The sequence below is a fragment of the Chitinophaga ginsengisoli genome, from assembly GCF_003014595.1.
GTDB classification, from domain to species: domain Bacteria; phylum Bacteroidota; class Bacteroidia; order Chitinophagales; family Chitinophagaceae; genus Chitinophaga; species Chitinophaga ginsengisoli.
In genome coordinates this window covers 251,931-269,036 of sequence record NZ_PYGK01000004.1, presented here as the reverse complement: position 1 = coordinate 269,036, position 17,106 = coordinate 251,931, and the positions used below count along the sequence as shown (strand labels likewise).

Sequence of the window (17,106 nt, the reverse complement as noted above, 5' to 3'; positions counted from 1 at the left end):
ATTGACGATTAAAATTTTGCACTACATCCGAAGGAAAAAGTTCTGGGAGCAGGATATCCCATTACATAATCCGGATCCAGCCCGGCTTTGTTGGCCTTCCAGATAATGCCGATATTATTTGCATAGAAGTATAGCTGTATATCTTTGACGCCGGTTCTATTTAGCAGTGACGGACTTAGCGAATAAGCTATTCTCAAATCCTGCAAACGTATATGATCTCCCTTTTCAACAAGTACACTTGAATATTGATAGAAGTAATCCCTGTTGGGATCTCCGGGATAACTCAGAGATGGCACATTTGTATGCAATTCATCTCCAGGTTGCTGCCAACGGGATAGATAATCTTTATGCCCTCCCTGCCACGCGCTAAACAAATCATTGTACATGATTGACGGCCGTTTGAAATAGTATCTTAGTTTAAAAGCCAGGTTAACCGACAAAGTGATTTGCTTATAAGAAAAAGTATTACGTAATGCGCCAAATATGGTTGGACGCGCAGGGCCATTGTAGATAATACTATTTTCATCTTCACTGCTTACTATTGCATTGTAATCTTTACTAACCTTTCCGGCCAGGTAACCTTGCGGGTCACCATTTTCAGGATCCAGCCCGGCCCACTTATAACTATAAACACCATAGACAGGCCTGCCAACAAACGGGAACAAGGCAGAGGTTGTACCATCTCCGCTGGAAACAACACCGTTTATTCCCTTAAAATAGCTATACCTTGTTATTTCATCCCAGTTATAACTAAACAAGAAATCTGTCGTCCAACTAATCTTTCTATTAATATTATAAGTCGTTAAGTTAACATCAAGCCCTCCTCCCCTCATGTCAGCAAAATTTCCTTTAAAGACTGTCGCGCCAGTCTGCATGGCAATAGTTTGTTCTCCTATCAGGTCAACTCCTTTTTTCCTATAATATTCAATACTTCCACCTACTATCTTGTTCCTCGTTTCAAAATCTGCCCCAATGTTGAGTGTTCCGACCTTCTCCCACCGTAGCCTTGGGTTCGGACGATTAGCTACACTTGCATTTGGCAATCCCACTATATTCAAGGATCCATAGATGATCGCTAATTTCCCATAAAGACCTGGATCAAGATTTCCGTTGTACCCATATGTTGTTCTTATTTTTAAGTAGGGCAGCCAGCCAGACTTATAGAATGATTCTTTACTGATATCCCATCCTAACCCCGCTGACCATAAAGGCACTCCTTTCTGGTTAGTATTTATTCCCCATAGATTGCTCTGATCAAGGCGCATACTGGCTGATACAATATATCTTTCATTCAGTGTATAAGCAGCGTTACCAAAATAAGAAATGAACTCATTATTATAACGGGTTGCCGGGCCGGCATTAGGAATATATCCCGCGGCACCCAGGTATTGATAAGCATCGTAATATTTACTGAAATCAATCTGATTATTATAGGAAAGATTCTCCTTATTGTATCCATAATAACGATTATTGGTTTCCTTTGTAACCGTTTCTCTTTGCTCGACTCCTGCCACAGCGGCAATATGATGCCGCCTGCTAAAAGTTCTGTTGAAATTCAGCTGTGCCCTATAATTGTTAGTCGTAAGCTCGCTGCTAATTTCATTAAGAATGCCTCCGATGGGTACAGGATGTATTGCACCATTTGCATCAACCTGTGTAAACAGGTTATACAGGTTGCGGGTATAATATGTCTCAGCGCCGTTATAGTCTTCTTGTTTTCCTATTTGCTTCTCAAACTGATATCTTATTTCTGCATTCAATCCTTTGATGATATCTATTTTCATACCAGGATTAAACCTAACATGATATCTTCTTTCTACTTTATCAATCATTTTCAATTCGTCCAATGGCTTGTACGTCCAATCCAATAACCCATCCCCTTTTAGCTGACTGATAAAGCCATACCGATAATCCTTAGGCAGTGGTAATGCATTACCATTTGCGTCTGCCAGCTGTGCATATGGATAATAAAGGCTTTTACCACCACTGGGAGAAAGAGCAATGCGTCCACCATCTGCAGTTGTTTTATTCAACACAAACGAAACCCCTGAAGACAACTCTACCCTATCCCATAAATGAAACGTACTGTAATTATTAATCGTAAACCGGCTGGAAGCATCTGTCACCTTACTATTCAATATCCTGTCATATCCTACAGATAACATATACGCTGATTTATCCCCACCACCACTGACGTTCACTGCATATTGTTGGCTGACACTATTCCTGTAAAAGTATTTTTCATAGTCCTTCCTGATATCATTCTTCTTTAACTGATCAATGTCCGCGTCTACTTCAGCCGCAGATATCAGCCCACTCCTTTTTTTATCCAGCAGATCAACAACAGGGGATATAACGGGGTAGCTGTAATTATTAGAAAGATCCCCATCATAAAATCCTTTATCAAACAAATACTTTTCTACATCAATAAATTCATTGGATCCCAGAAAGGCGGGATTATAAAAAAGATCAGGCTTTGCACCGATAGTAATATTTGTATTTGCTTCTACTTTAAGTGGCTGATGCAGTTTACTTTTTTTTGTGGTAATAACAATCACACCATTGCCTGAAAAAGCGCCCCAGATAGAAGCTGCAGCTGCATCTTTGAGGATGGTAATATTTTCAACATCATTAGGGTTCAGGAGATTGATGTCGCCGGTGAAAGGAAAGTTATCTACGACTATGAGTGGCTGCGCATTGGCAAGAATCGTACTTCTCCCACGTATAGAGATATACGCTTCATTCGAATAAGGCGGAATATTCCTGTTAGGAAATAACACGCCGCTGGCAACACCTTCCAGCCGCTCAAGGATATAAGGCCCTACCCGCCGGTTCAGCAACTGGTTATTCAATTGTACAAAAGAACCTGTTGCCCTTTCAGCAGGTATTTTCTGATAACCATTGCTTCTTACCGCTACTACAGCCAGATCAGTGATCACAGGCTCTAATACAATACGAAGAACGGCCGTAGGTTTCACCCTGATCTCCTGCGTTTTAAAACCGGTAAAGCTGATCCTGACAAGACTATCGGCCGCCTCATTATTCAAAAAAAAAGCACCTTTCTCATTTGTTCTTGTACCTGCTTTACCTACGCCTGGTATATTTATAGTAGCGCCTTCCAGGGCTGTACCATCCGGCATGGTAACGATTCCCCTGATGAATAGTTCTTCTTTCTTTACCGGTGTTTCCACATTCGCTGTTTTCTCTTTTATGAAAACACCTATCCTGTTCATACGTACTTCCCAGCCATATCCCCTTGATTCAAGCAGTCTCTCCAGCACCTGCGTCAGCGGTACATTGCGCTCACGTACGCTTACTTTGATACGGTCGTTAACAGTTTGATTATTGTAGAAGAATGTATACCCTGTCTCTCGCGTTATGATATTGAAAAGATCAGCAAGGCTAATGTTCTCATATTGCAGGGATATCTTTCGCTGAATGCTTTTGTCCTGCGCCAGGACAGACTGAATAGTATATGGGAAAATAAGCAAAACAATGACCCAGAGACCATACTTCTTATGGTCCCAATGATGGTGAAACATAATCATCAATAATTATAGTGGCCAATAAAACGTTTACTACAATTGCACAATGCCTGAACCTGACTAACGTATAAGCGTTGTAATCGTACTGTGACATCTTATCCAAAAAAGCTTTAGTAATATGATTACCTTTTTTTGAAAATGAGAAAACCGGCGTTTACTTTTTAACGTATATGTACTCAGTGCCACAATAATCTTAACAAAGTACATCCACGACTAGCAGGCGCACTTAAGGACCTAAAAGACAAGCATTTACACCGCAGTAGCATTGTTTCATTACTTAACTTCAGGACGCGTTTACAAATCATTAACATGAGTACCCATAAGTTAATTTCAAAATAAGATTTATGTCTTTAGTACTTTCGCCCCACTTTTTTAACAACATAAACTGTATCTGTTACCGGGGGATTAGCATCACATTCGTAAATAGTAAAGGGTTATATAATGCGTCATGCGAATACTAACGATCTGCCTCTGGCAGACGATAATGTTACATACGAAAATATATTTCAGAACCATGCAAAGGCGCTCTGGGCAGAGGCCTACAGGTTATTGAAAGATAGCCAGGATGCCAAGGACATTGTTCAGGAGTTGATCATAGAAATATGGGAAAAGCGCTCACTGTCAAATGTACAAACCAATGTACGCTCTTACCTTTTCCAATCTCTCCGCTATAAATGTTACCGCTACATAAAGACGAAGGATACAGAGGAATGTAAAAAGGATGCCTGGTCATTCAGCCAGGACCTTTCTACCAAAGCGGAAACCGGCATCGAAAACGAAGAGCTGAAACGCTCTATCTCCGCTGCCATTAAAACGCTTCCTCTGCAGTCATCCAACATCTTTACGCAGGTTTTTATTGAAGGCAAAAAGAGAAAGGAAGTTGCCCTCGCTATGGGCCTCTCTATCAATACCGTCAACGTACACATTTATACTGCCTGCAAAAAATTGCAGGAGAAACTGAAAAAGATCCTGTAAGCACTAAAGCTTTTATACTGGTAATGTCACTATGAGAAGTACATGAAGAGCAGATCCGACATACACGAGTTATTAATGCTAAAGCTGACAGGTGGTCTGAATGAGGATCAGCAGGCAGAGATCGATGCATTAATTGAGAGAGACCCTGAAGTAAACAAAGCCTGGATACACCTACAGGAATATTACCTCATGCATGAAAAGCGCAGAGCAGATTTTGACAGTATCTCAGCTGCTGATATCATGACCGGGGTAAAAGACAGGATATTTTCACCCAGACCCGCCTTCCACACCGGAAAGTGGTTCATCGCCGCAGCAGCTGCCGTCATCGGCATCGGCATATTTATATACGGTATCACAAAAACCAACCATTCCTCTAAAGTCCTGTCTGCCGTTCATAAGAATATTCCAGCCAAAAGTGTTTATCTTGAACTGCAGAATGGCCAGATTATCGACCTCTCCGGCGGCGAACAATATCTTAAAACAGAGGATGGACAGGTTACACTCAATAACAGCCGGGATAGGCTTACGTTCATTGCGGACAAGGAAAACAGCGGATTGAATAAACTGGTAGTACCCGACGGTAAAGATTATTCCATAAGACTTTCTGATGGCACAGAAATCCGGATGAACGCCGGCAGTACCCTGGAATTTCCGTTCGGATTTGCCGGCAGCTCCCGGAAAATATCCCTTACCGGGGAGGCTTACGTAAAAGTAGCCGCAGGAGCAGACCAGCCTTTTACCGTAATTACACCTACCACTACCATACAGGTATTAGGTACTGAATTCAATGTTAACACATATAATCCGGGTAAAACCGCGATTTCTCTGGTTCAGGGAGCCGTGAAAGTAAGCGCCGGCAAGCGGGAAGTAGTACTTAAACCGGGATTCCAGGCAGAATATACTACTCAAAAAGGCATCAATACGTATCCATTTGACAAAAACGACGTACTTTCATGGCTGGAAGGCAAGTATGAGTTCAGGGAAACACCGCTCAGTGAGATAATACCTATACTGGAAAGATGGTATGATGTAAAGATTATCACAGACCATCCTGCTGTAGCTGATAAGACATTTACTATGCTGATTAAGAAACCCGAAGGTATCAAAGCCTTTCTTGAGATGCTGAAAGTAATCCGTGGTGCAGACTATTACTACAAAAATGATACTATACATATTAAATAGTACCGCCAGGCTGTAATACCGCCAGCGAATACTATCACCTTCGTTTACGAACAATGCAAAATGAAATACCGGTACTTTAGTCGTTTAGTGCCGGTTTTTTTTGTCCTGTCCTGTCGTAAACGGATATATCTTTTACTGATCCTAGTAAGCGGGAGGCTTTTTTGAGGTTTCCTTAGGATTTTCCAGGCGCTCGTCCAACTGTTCGTCACTCATTTCCCACTCTGCTTCGTCGGTAGCCGATTCGGTTTCATCAAATGCTCCTCCCGACCCGGTATGTACTATTTCTTCCTCTTTACCGGTATCGGATGACTGTTCATTGTCCCTGTCCTTAAATAAATAAAAATCTATCATACACATATTGAATGGACTATTCCTATCATTCAACATTTAATTTATGAATTTTTTCTTTTACCTGATAGCTTTTTATCGCCTCCACTGGAAATAAAAGACACTCCCTTCGCCCAGTTTTGACTCTACCCATACCTTTCCACCCTGCGTTTCCACCAGCAATTTCAGGATATTCAGCCCGATACCAGTGCCTTTGTCGTCATCATTGTCCACCTTTTCAAAGAGGCGGAAAATGCGCTCATTGTCCTTTTCCTCAATACCCGGACCATTATCCTTAACAAAAAATTCATAGAAATCCCCTTCAGGTTTTCCCCCTATAGAGATCTCCACGGCCGGCTTGTCACCATACTTAATAGCGTTTGTCAGGAGATTCTGGAATACCTGCTGCAATTTCTGCCTGCTGGTATGGAGGACCGGCAACCCCTCCTCTATCTCGACCCTGACATGTGCAGGAGGGAACAGGAATTTAATCAGGTGCTGCAACAGCTCTCCCACATCCACATCCTCTTCTATATGACGGAACTGGTGCTCCCGGCTATAATCCAGGATGGCCGTGATCATATCTGCCAGCTGAGACGTAGCATTAATGGCCATATCCGTATATTCGGTCAGGAAAGCCGACTGACTGATCTCCTCTTCTTCCTTCATCAGCATGAGCAAGCCGGTTATACCGGACAACGGCGATTTCAGGTCGTGTGCTACCACATGCATAAAACGCTCCAGCTGACCATTGATCAGCTCCTTGTCTTTTAATGCCAGCCTTAATTCATATTGATACAGGTAGAGCCGTTCAAAGACGTCTACCTTGGCGCGGGTCATGTTAATGTCTAAAGGTTTGTACAAATAATCTACCGCCCCTTTCTCAAAACCTTTTAGCATATGATATTCATCCTTATTGATGGCAGTTACAAAAATGATGGAAATATCCCGGGTTTTAGGATTCGCTTTTAACAGCCGCGCTACTTCAAAACCATCCATATCAGGCATCTGCACGTCCAGCATGATCAGCCCGATATCTTCATTCCTTAATACCTGCTTTAATGCTTCATTTCCGGACGTTGCATGCAGAAAAATCCGGTTTTCAGCAAGCAGCATCTGTTCTAATGACAGTAGGTTCTCCATTCGGTCATCTACCAATAGAATCGTAAATTTCTTAGTCATCTCTTATTCTTTTAACGGCTATGCTGAAGGTATATACGAAACAATCCTCATTTACGTTTCACCGATAATAATTTTCTTAATATCTTCAATAGATAATATCTGTACACCATCACACATCTGAATGGCTGATTGCGGCATCGCGTCAAATGCTGCTGTTTCTGGGTCCTGAACAATGCCCCGCCCTCCTGCAGCAATGATCTGACACAACCCTGCAGCGCCATCCTTATTAGCTCCGCTTAGCAAGATACCTAATGACCTTGGACCATATACATCAGCGATACTGCTAAAGGTCATATCAATAGATGGACGGCTATAATTGACCAGTTCGGAGTAATCCAGCATAAAAGTTTTCTCTGCTTCTATCAGCAAATGATAGTTCTGCGGAGCGAGATAAATACTGTGCTCCTTTACGGGCTCCTTATCTTCCGGCTCAATAATCCTTCTTTTAGAGGATAATAAGCGCCCCATTTCGCTCTGTACGTTACGAAGACGATGCAACACAATGATCACAGGAGCAGCAAGATGATATGGCACAACATCAAGGATGTCAGTCAACACAAGCAGACTGCCGGCAGAGCCTCCGATAGTAATAACATCAAATCTGTTCTTCATAAAGTGACTGTCAATAATAAAGCCCGCTACTCCTTACGCCGGTAGATCTTATGAAATGCATGCACCGTTTCAAATTTGCCATGAATGTCTGCAAAACGCATGGTCTCTTTGAGTCCCATTGCCAGGTACCCTCTTGATGACAAACTATCAAAGAAAAGTTGTAATACCGAGTTCTGAAGTTCCCTGTTGAAATAAATAAAAACATTCCTGCAGCAGATCAGTTGAAACTCGTTAAAAACTTTATCTGTAACCAGATTATGCTGAAAGAAGGCAATATGCCGCCGCAGTTCTTTTTTTATCAGCACATTATCATACCTGGCCGTATAGTAATTGGAAAAGTCTGCCAGTCCGCCCGATAAGATATAGTTCTGCGTAAAGTCTTTCATGTTATCCAATGGCAGAATGCCCATCTCCGCCCGTTCCAGGTTGGCGGGATTCAGATCTGTTGCGTAGATCTTTGTCCTGCTTAACAATCCGGCTTCCTGTAGCAGGATAGCCATAGAAAACACTTCTTCTCCCGTAGAACAACCCGCATGCCATATTTTGATATTGGGGTAAGCCGCCAGTTTAGGTAATACCTGTTCACGTAATGACTTGTAAAATCCCGGATCCCTGAACATTTCTGTCACGTTCACCGTGATGTACTGTATCAGCCGGGAAAAAAGATCCTGGTCATTGACCAACCCATATTTCAGTTCAAAAACGGAGTCCAGCCCTATATGTCCCATAAAGCGGAGCAAACGCCGTTTAATGGACGCCTGTGCATAGCCGGTGAAGTCATACCCGTACTGTAACTTAACTATGTTGATGATATCCAGGAAATCTGCATTTGAGATGACCTCCTTCATGACGAACAATAAGGTTTTACACCATCCATACACGTATTAAAGACAAAAGCTTGCTGCTATCTATTGGTTTTGCAATGTAATCGGACGCTCCTGCAGCAATACATTTCTCCCTGTCGCCAGCCATCGCTTTGGCCGTCAGGGCTATCACCGGCAGGTGTTTATGACGCATATCGGCCCTGATACGCCGCATGGCTTCATAACCATCCATCTCCGGCATCATGATATCCATAAGCACCAGGCGTACGTCTTTATGCTGCTCCAGCTTTTCAAGCGCCTCCTTTCCATCTGCAGCAGTGATCACTTCCACGCCCTGCTCTTCCAGTAACGCAGTGATGGAAAAGAGATTCCGCATATCATCATCTGCCAGCAGTACCTTTTGTCCGGACAGACTTTTTTCAGATACGTCTATAGTACCAGTCTGCCTGGGAGCTACCTCTTTCAGTTTATACAAAAAGAGTTCCAGCTCGTCCATCAGCCTGTCAGTAGAAAACGTAGAGTTCCTCACAATAGCCGCTGCTTCTTTTTTCAGCTTCAACTCATCCGCTTCTGAAATATCATGATCAAGATATACAATTATAGGCATGCCTTTGTTGCCTGCTACCTGTCTGAGCATGCTCAGTTTTCCGATACCTGCTTCAATATCCGTCCCTGCGTCCAGGATCACAGCATCATAATTTTTCTGCAATAGCTCGCTGGCCGCTGCTTCCTGGCCTTCTACATGGTTGTATTGTGTCTGTAACTGCCTTTTGTCGCTGAGCGACTGTAATGACGGATGGTGTAACAATACCCCGTCAGATACTACCAGTACCTTCTTAAAACGCGCCTGCAGCTGCTCGCTGATACCTGAAAATACTGACTCCATGTCAGTGGCCTGCAATGGCTTTTGCGTATAGCCTTCTATCTTATCCCTGACCTGGATCGATATCTCTCCTGCAGAGATAACGTGTACCAATATATGTTTCAGGTCTTCATTGCTCTTCAGGATCTTCAGAATGCTGTTCCCGTCTATCAAAGGCAGATTCATATCAAGCAGAATAGCCGCCGGTAGGTATTTACGGGCAAAGAACAGGCCATCATTACCGTTCAGGGCCACAATGGTCTTATATCCCTTCTGCCGGGCAAAATCCCGCAGGATGGAGGCAAAACTGATATCATCCTCGATGATCAACACCAGCTTATCCTGCTTACTGAGCCGCTCCCGGTCATCTTCTATCAGGCCGGTATCTGTAGCCGGCTGCTCAGGAATAGGGATAGGCTGTGTTTCTTGTATTACAGGTAATGTCTTCTCTGCGACCGCGGCTTTAACCGGCACCGGTAAGCCCTCTGGATTCATCACTACCGTGAATGTGCTTCCTTTTCCTTCCTCGCTCTGCAGCCTGATCTCCCCATCCAATCTCTTCATCAGCTCCTTGCTGATGGAAAGGCCAAGGCCTGTTCCGCCATATTTCCGGCTGGTAGAACCATCCGCCTGCCTGAAGGCCTCAAAGATAAGTTGTTGCTTTTCTGCCGGGATACCCGTTCCGGAATCGCTTACCTCAATATGCACCCCGTCTGGTTTAGACACCACGCTAAGCTTAATGGTGCCAGCAACAGGTGTAAACTTGAAGGCGTTGGACAGTAGGTTTTTGATCACCTGTTCCAGCCGCTGTTTGTCCGTCCGGATCTCCTCAGGTACACCAGGCTGTATTTCCGTCGTAAATTGAATATTCTTCTCTTCTGCCATCACCAGGAACAGTTGTTCCAGGTCACTTACCATGCTCTTTACGGATACCGGCTCTATGTGCATTTCCACCTTACCGGCTTCTATCTTGGACAGATCCAGGATATCATTGATCAGTTTCAGCAGGTCAGAACCAGATTTGTGAATAATACCGGCATACTCCACCTGTTTATTACTCAGGTTGTGGTCTTTGTTCTCTTCCAGTAGTCGCGCCAGTATCAACACACTGTTGAGCGGTGTACGCAGCTCATGAGACATATTTGCCAGGAATTCCGACTTGTACCGGCTGCTCTGCTCCAGTTCTTTCGCCTTCTCAGAAAGTTCCTCCCTGGCCATTTCCAGTGCATTGTTCTGCACACCCATTTCATCATTGACCTGCCGGAGCTCTTCCTCCTGTACCCGCAGCTCCTCTTCAGAAGCCTGCAGGATTTCGGACTGACGGGTCAGTTCTTCATTGGATTGCCGTAGTTCTTCCTGCTGCGTTTCCAGGGTTTCTTTCTGCTCCTGTACCCGTTCCAACAGTTGCATGATCCTGGTCCTGGCATCAGCAGCGTTGACAGCAACGGCTATGGCATTACTGCTGGAGCGTAATAACTCCAGCATGGCCGGACTTACCTCACCAAATACCACCAGCTCTATCATCCCCATCAGGGCTTCATGGTGCCATAAGGGAACGCATACAATCGACCCAGGCAAAGCGCTTCCGCTGCCCGCTTCAATATGCCAGTAATCCGCAGGTACATTTTCAATAACAGTTAATTCTTTTTTGGTAGCTGCATATCCGGTGATCCCTTCTTCCAGCGCATATTCCTGCTTCACGTTCGCCGGCAGGGCGATACCTGCACATAACTTCAGCAGACCGGCCTTTTCATCAAATGAATAAAGCGCGCCAGCGGGTATTTTCAGGTAATTGACCATTACATCAAGACATCGTTTTACCAGCACCACCATTTGCATCTCTCCACTAAGACTATCATTGATCTTCGACATACCGGTTAGTAACCAGTTTTTGTCTGTCGTTATCCGGTGCAGCTCTTCCACATCTTTCAGCTTAACACGTAATTCCTGCTGAATCCTCATTCTGCTGCTTAATTCGCGGAAAGACACCACCATCAGAGCGATGGCTACCAGCAGAATAAACAGATTATTCAGAAACACCGTATTCATGGCCCGGCTTATGGAGCTTTTGTTGGAAGCTGTCCGGTCCACCAGTAAGTTTCTTTCTTCCGAAATGAGCTCTCCTACAATATTATGTACCGAATCCACATATTTCTTCTCTTCCCGCGTGATCATCCCCTGATTCGCAAACAGGTAAGTGCTGTCCCTCACCTGGTACAGCTCCTGCCAGTAATTCAGCAATGCGATCACGCCGGTTTCCAATCTTCCGGCCCTTCTGTACTGTGTAATATTATCGGCTACCAGCTTGCGCAAGTCCTCTGTCACGGGCAATATTCTCGCATTGTTCTCGTAATATGGGTCGAGATATTTCTTTTCCTGCGTACTCCTGTAAGCAATCCCTGAAGATTCAATTTCATATATATACCGGTTCAGCCGCTGGACAGTGGTGATGACTTCGTAGGAATGGTCTACCCATTGCCCCTCTGTCCGCTGGTGCAGAAATGTCAGGTGCGAAAAAATACCTCCTGCGGTTACAAGAATAAGGGCGAGTGCAAAACCTAGATACAGGCGGCGTTTTAAGGCATTTTTCATTGATGATGGTTATACAGCGTGAACAGCCAATAGGATTTCTGACAACACAAGACCGGACAAATATAGCGAATTGTCTCTCGTCTGCAGCGAAGGCTACCATTGCCCACATATATTTCTAAGCCTAATATGGACAATCTTTGGAGTTGGCCCCTTAACTTTGGCAAAGAGTCGCGAAGAAGCACGGAGTACGTATTATACACCTACATTAAGTAATAATTATTTGTCATGTGAACAAGAAGAGAATTCTCTATAGCAATAAATCCCTGCAAGCGGATTTTCAGTATATATAGGATTGAAGCATTTCATACTATGAAAGGTTGTTCTTACACAAACTGATACAACTCAATGCATTCTTAACTTTCACGCTAATACCTTGCACCATGCTGAAAGACCGATCTTCCATCCGTGCTAATTGCACCAAAAAGCCAATTTTATGAGTAACAGGATCCTCCTCGTCGAAGACGATGAAGTAATGCCTAAAATAATGGAAAGGATACTTCATAAGGAAGAATACAAGATAGAACACGTCACCAATGGAAAAGAAGCCTTTCAGCGTCTCGAAGACACCAATTATGATTATGACCTGATCATTACGGATATCATGATGCCATATGCAAGTGGCTTTGAAATCCTCAGCAAGGTGAAAACAAGAACAACTGGTAAACCAATTCCCGTAATTATTGTTTCTAATGCAGGTAACGAAGAGATGATCCTCGAAGGTTTCAAACTGGGAGCGGACGACTTCCTTAAGAAACCGGTTATACCCGGCGAGCTACTCATACGAGTAAAACGTTTACTGATGCAGTACGGCGCCAGATAACCCATTGTTGTTACTTTCCAATGAACCTTGACCAATTGACCAGTCCTGTATGGAATATAACCTATATGGCTTCAGGGGGTCTTCCCTGAATATTCAGATCGCAATCATATTTATTATCATTGCGGTATCCTTTACTGTCCTGGCCTACCTGTCTATACTTACCGGCAGGTACCGGGCTTATAAGCGCGAAAAAAAACTCGCCAGCCTTTATCCCGTCATAGACAACCTGCTCATGGACCACATCCTGCTCAACGACGAGCTGGCCAGTGATGTGCCGGCAGACCATGTTGCCCTTCCCATAGAAGTATTCCGCTTACCCGTCTTTGAACACAAATGGGCCAGACAGGCTTTGATAGACCGGCTCATAGACTACAGGAATAATGTACGGGGCGCCATGGGCGAACAACTCCGGAACCTGTATATACAACTGGAACTGGACAAGGATTCCCTCAAAAAAATGAAGTCCCGTAAATGGGATAAAAAAGTACAGGCACTGGCAGAACTCAGCAATATGAATATGTCTATTGCCGATGTGACCATTCTGCCCCTTACCAACAGCAGCAATCGTGAATTACGCGCCGCTGCGAGACATGCATATATCAAGTTGAGTAAAAATGAGCCGTTCAAATTCTTCGATGTCGTAACAGAACCACTCCTGATGTGGGACCAGGTGGAGCTCTTTAAAATCATTTCCACTACCGAACACATTGCCATACCTAACTTCGCACAATGGATCACTTATTCTTCCAATAAAAGCATTGTCTCTTTCTGTCTCAAACTGGTCGTTCATTACAACCAGATCAGCGCTGTGCCAGCAGCAGTAAAACTACTGGATTCTAAAGATCGCTACCTACGTGCAGATGCGATCAATTGCCTTGGGAAGCTGAAAATGGAGAGTGTGGAAGACAAGCTACTCCAGATGTACGACAGTCAGCCGCTGAACTGTCAGCTGGAGATTTTGAAGGCCATAGGCCGCATCAGTAGTGGCAGGCATGTTGACTTCCTGCGACAGGAATTCCTGCACGCCACAGATTTTGACGTTCGTAAACATGCTGCTAAATCCATTATCAATAACCAATGGGCTGCCAAAGGCCTTATTGAAGAACTGGTAGAAACCGCTACTGCAGAGAATAAACTGATCCTTAAACATAGCATGAACCCTTTAATTAAATACTGACCGTGAGATGGGGAATATCTGGGAAACGATAGGAAGATTTTATGAAACCACTGTTTTTATTTACGGTACCGTACTGCTGATCACGTACGCGTTGCTGGCTATCTTTTCTATGATTTCCGTCCGCGCATATGCCAGAAAAGATAAATTCAACCAGGAAAATACCCTGCTCAGTTCCCCGCTTGCCCCCGGCATTACTGTACTGGCGCCCGCTTACAATGAAGGGCTCACCATCATCTTCAACGTACGTTCACTGCTCACGCTGAACTATCCAAAATATGAGATCATTATCGTCAACGACGGTAGCACCGATAATAGTCTTGAGCAGATGATCAGTGAATTTGAACTCGTGCAGGTTGACTTTGCCTACAATATCAAAATACAGACAAAACCTGTCAGGAAGATCTTCAAATCTACTAACCCCGCTTACGCTAAACTGCTGGTTATCGATAAAGTAAACGGTAAAAGCAAGGCAGATGCGGTTAATGCGGGCATTAATGCTGCTACATATGATCATTTTGTATGTACGGATGTAGACTGTATCCTCCACAAGAATACCCTGCTGGAGCTCATCAAACCGGTGATGCAGGAAGAGAAGAAACGTGTAATTGCCACAGGCGCTACATTACGTATTGCCAACTCCTGCGAATTTGACGAAGGTGTAATGACCCGTATGCGACCTCCCCGTCAGCTCCTGCCCCGTTTTCAGGAGGTAGAATATATCCGTGCATTTGTACTGGGTAAAATGGGATGGAGCCTGCTGAACTGTGTACCGAATGTATCTGGTGGTCTCGGATTGTTTGATAAGGAAATAGCTATCCGCTCAGGCGGATATGACCATAGTTCTTTTGGAGAGGACATGGAACTGATGACGCGTATGTGCCGTTACGCATATGACAATAAGATCGATTACGCTATCCGTTATATTCCCAAAACGCTTTGCTGGACGGAAGCACCATCCACCGTCAAGATCTTTAACCGCCAGCGTACACGTTGGGCTAGAGGGCTGGCGCAGCTGATGTATGCGCACTTCGGCATGTTCATGAATCCCCGTTATGGAAAGATGGGACTCGTTATTTTTCCTTACAACTTCTTCTTTGAGCTGCTGGCGCCACTTATTGAATTTACCGGTGTTATTTACTACATTGTTATGAGCTGTCTTGGCCTTATTAACTGGCCAACAGCACTCGTGCTGCTGCTTTTTGTATATACTTATTCTGTAATGATCACTACCATGGCTATCCTGTGGGACCAGCTTACGTTCAGGTATTATAAAACGTGGAAAGAGGTTGCCTTTCTCTGCATGACGCCCTTCATGGAATTTTTTCTTTACCATCCGATGATAGTAATATTCGCTATTCGTGGCTATTACTACTTCCTTACAGGTAAGAAAAGCACCTGGGGGAATATGCAACGGCGGGGCTTCCAGACTACGCAGAAGACGGCAGCTACTGTCGCAGCGAAGTAACAGCGGGCTTATAAAAATCATCATCTATAAAAACCAGGAGATACCGTGCAATTGTTCAGAAATGTTTTTGAAAGCTTTGTTTTTGTATATGGCAGTGCCATGCTACTGATGTATGCTTTGCTGGCCATTCTCTCCCTGCGTGGCATTATCAGGTTCCAGCGCAAGAACAGTTATGTGGACTATACTAAAATGCTCCAGTCGCCTTTAGCGCCTGGTATATCCATCATTGCACCTGCTTTCAATGAAGGTGTGACCATTATCCAGAATGTTCGTTCACTGCTGACCCTGAACTACCCCCGTTTTGAAGTGATCATCGTCAACGACGGAAGTACAGACGATACCCTTCAGAAACTGATCAACGAATTCCAGCTGCAGGTAGTCGATTTCGCATATAACGAACGTATTAAATCACAACCGGTAAAAAGGCTCTTTAAATCATCCAACTCTGCTTATGAAAAGCTGGTGGTGATTGATAAGGTGAATGGTAAAAGTAAGGCCGACGCCTCCAATGCAGGCATCAACGCCGCCGCTTATGATTACTTCCTTTGTACGGACGTAGACTGTATCATTGAAAAAGATACACTGCTGCGTATGATCAAACCATTTATGGATGAGGAACACAACAAGATCAAAGAAGTGGGAGCACCTTGTCCCGAGTGTGGTTACGTACACGTTGTGGAAGATAGTATCCGCGTAATAGCCACCGGCGCTACGCTACGCCTTGCCAATTCATGCGAAGTGGACGAAGGTGTGATCACCCGTGTGCGGCCTCCTGAGCAATGGTTGCCCCGCTTCCAGGAAATGGAGTACCTCCGGGCTTACGTACTGGGCAAAATGGGATGGAGCGTGATCAACTGTGTACCCAACGTATCGGGCGGTCTGGGATTGTTTGACAAAGAGATCGCCATCAAGGCCGGCGGTTACGACAGCAAGTCGTTTGCTGAGGATATGGATATTGTAACGCGGATGTGTACCTATATGATCGACAACAAACTGAAGTACGCGATCAGGTACATTCCTACTACACAATGCTGGACAGAAGGCCCTCCTACCATGAAGGTCTTCAGCCGTCAGCGTACCCGCTGGGGACGTGGCCTGGCAGAGATCATCACCATACACCGCAAGGTGATCTTCAATCCACACTATAAGCGGTTGGGGATGATCGTACTACCTTACAACCTGCTTTTTGAATTCCTCGCTCCTATCATTGAGATCACAGGTATTTTTTATTACATCTACCAGATCGTTACAGGCAGTATTAACTGGCACAATGCACTCATCCTGCTGGCATTTGTGTATTTCTATTCTGTCATGATCACCACACTGGCAATATTATGGGATCAGATCACTTACAAACACTATAAGACCTGGAAGGAAGTAATAGGCCTGGCTTTAATGGCCTTTCTTGAACCTTTCGTCTATCATCCCCTGATCGTGTTTTTTGCACTGAGGGGATATTTCCATTTTATCACCGGGCGGAAACACAGCTGGGGGAATATGCAGCGCCAGGGATTTGGCCAGCGGAAACCTGCAAATACATAAG

The 17,106-nt window shown here is 44.3% G+C and carries 12 protein-coding genes; 6 read left to right on the top strand and 6 right to left on the bottom strand.

The window, feature by feature from the left end:
* Positions 1-8: 8 nt before the first annotated feature.
* Positions 9-3,542: a SusC/RagA family TonB-linked outer membrane protein gene (locus tag CLV42_RS11975; RefSeq protein ID WP_170117475.1), complete on the bottom strand. Its 3,534-nt coding sequence runs from the start codon at positions 3,540-3,542 to the stop codon at positions 9-11.
* A 444-nt stretch (positions 3,543-3,986) separates the two neighbouring features.
* Between CLV42_RS11975 and CLV42_RS11970 the strand changes: the two genes are divergently transcribed.
* Positions 3,987-4,520, top strand: a complete 534-nt coding sequence (locus CLV42_RS11970) for a sigma-70 family RNA polymerase sigma factor (RefSeq protein ID WP_106602151.1) — start codon at positions 3,987-3,989, stop codon at positions 4,518-4,520.
* Positions 4,521-4,562: 42 nt separating this feature from the next.
* Complete coding sequence (locus CLV42_RS11965) at positions 4,563-5,702, top strand: FecR family protein (RefSeq protein WP_106602150.1); 1,140 nt, start codon at positions 4,563-4,565, stop codon at positions 5,700-5,702.
* Between the two features lie 141 nt (positions 5,703-5,843).
* On the opposite strand, the gene CLV42_RS11960 is transcribed toward CLV42_RS11965, so the two are convergent.
* The 5 genes from CLV42_RS11960 to CLV42_RS11940 form a co-directional block, all read right to left on the bottom strand.
* The gene (locus tag CLV42_RS11960) at positions 5,844-6,053 is read right to left on the bottom strand and encodes a hypothetical protein (protein WP_106602149.1); all 210 of its coding nucleotides are present in this window, start codon (positions 6,051-6,053) and stop codon (positions 5,844-5,846) included.
* Between the two features lie 72 nt (positions 6,054-6,125).
* A complete protein-coding gene (locus CLV42_RS11955) occupies positions 6,126-7,211 on the bottom strand; it encodes a sensor histidine kinase (RefSeq protein ID WP_106602148.1) in 1,086 nt (361 codons plus the stop codon).
* 51 nt (positions 7,212-7,262) lie between these two features.
* Positions 7,263-7,823, bottom strand: a complete 561-nt coding sequence (locus tag CLV42_RS11950) for a chemotaxis protein CheB (RefSeq protein ID WP_106602147.1) — start codon at positions 7,821-7,823, stop codon at positions 7,263-7,265.
* 26 nt (positions 7,824-7,849) lie between these two features.
* Complete coding sequence (locus CLV42_RS11945) at positions 7,850-8,671, bottom strand: CheR family methyltransferase (RefSeq protein ID WP_106602146.1); 822 nt, start codon at positions 8,669-8,671, stop codon at positions 7,850-7,852.
* Positions 8,672-8,687: 16 nt separating this feature from the next.
* Positions 8,688-12,101, bottom strand: coding sequence for a response regulator (locus CLV42_RS11940; protein ID WP_106602145.1), 3,414 nt, complete (start codon positions 12,099-12,101; stop codon positions 8,688-8,690).
* A 433-nt stretch (positions 12,102-12,534) separates the two neighbouring features.
* Between CLV42_RS11940 and CLV42_RS11935 the strand changes: the two genes are divergently transcribed.
* From CLV42_RS11935 to CLV42_RS11920, 4 genes are read left to right on the top strand one after another with little or no spacing between them, the layout of a single operon-like run.
* Complete coding sequence (locus CLV42_RS11935) at positions 12,535-12,921, top strand: response regulator (protein ID WP_106602144.1); 387 nt, start codon at positions 12,535-12,537, stop codon at positions 12,919-12,921.
* Between the two features lie 49 nt (positions 12,922-12,970).
* Positions 12,971-14,098 carry a HEAT repeat domain-containing protein gene (locus tag CLV42_RS11930; protein WP_106602143.1) on the top strand — a complete coding sequence of 376 codons (1,128 nt, stop codon included), beginning with the start codon at positions 12,971-12,973 and terminating at the stop codon, positions 14,096-14,098.
* A gap of 7 nt (positions 14,099-14,105) precedes the next feature.
* Positions 14,106-15,563 carry a glycosyltransferase family 2 protein gene (locus CLV42_RS11925; protein ID WP_106602142.1) on the top strand — a complete coding sequence of 486 codons (1,458 nt, stop codon included), beginning with the start codon at positions 14,106-14,108 and terminating at the stop codon, positions 15,561-15,563.
* Between the two features lie 45 nt (positions 15,564-15,608).
* The gene (locus CLV42_RS11920; RefSeq protein WP_106602141.1) at positions 15,609-17,105 is read left to right on the top strand and encodes a glycosyltransferase family 2 protein; all 1,497 of its coding nucleotides are present in this window, start codon (positions 15,609-15,611) and stop codon (positions 17,103-17,105) included.
* The last annotated feature ends 1 nt before the right edge of the window (position 17,106 follow it).

What these genes read in the sequence shown, in the direction of transcription:
- CLV42_RS11965 (WP_106602150.1), top strand. Translation starts at nt 4,563, where the DNA reads ATGAAGAGCAGATCCGACATACACGAGTTATTAATGCTAAAGCTGACA.
- CLV42_RS11940 (WP_106602145.1), bottom strand. Translation starts at nt 12,101, where the DNA reads ATGAAAAATGCCTTAAAACGCCGCCTGTATCTAGGTTTTGCACTCGCC.
- CLV42_RS11925 (WP_106602142.1), top strand. Translation starts at nt 14,106, where the DNA reads ATGGGGAATATCTGGGAAACGATAGGAAGATTTTATGAAACCACTGTT.
- CLV42_RS11930 (WP_106602143.1), top strand. Translation starts at nt 12,971, where the DNA reads ATGGAATATAACCTATATGGCTTCAGGGGGTCTTCCCTGAATATTCAG.
- CLV42_RS11950 (WP_106602147.1), bottom strand. Translation starts at nt 7,823, where the DNA reads ATGAAGAACAGATTTGATGTTATTACTATCGGAGGCTCTGCCGGCAGT.
- CLV42_RS11935 (WP_106602144.1), top strand. Translation starts at nt 12,535, where the DNA reads ATGAGTAACAGGATCCTCCTCGTCGAAGACGATGAAGTAATGCCTAAA.
- CLV42_RS11945 (WP_106602146.1), bottom strand. Translation starts at nt 8,671, where the DNA reads ATGAAGGAGGTCATCTCAAATGCAGATTTCCTGGATATCATCAACATA.
- CLV42_RS11970 (WP_106602151.1), top strand. Translation starts at nt 3,987, where the DNA reads ATGCGTCATGCGAATACTAACGATCTGCCTCTGGCAGACGATAATGTT.
- CLV42_RS11955 (WP_106602148.1), bottom strand. Translation starts at nt 7,211, where the DNA reads ATGACTAAGAAATTTACGATTCTATTGGTAGATGACCGAATGGAGAAC.
- CLV42_RS11960 (WP_106602149.1), bottom strand. Translation starts at nt 6,053, where the DNA reads ATGATAGATTTTTATTTATTTAAGGACAGGGACAATGAACAGTCATCC.
- CLV42_RS11975 (WP_170117475.1), bottom strand. Translation starts at nt 3,542, where the DNA reads ATGTTTCACCATCATTGGGACCATAAGAAGTATGGTCTCTGGGTCATT.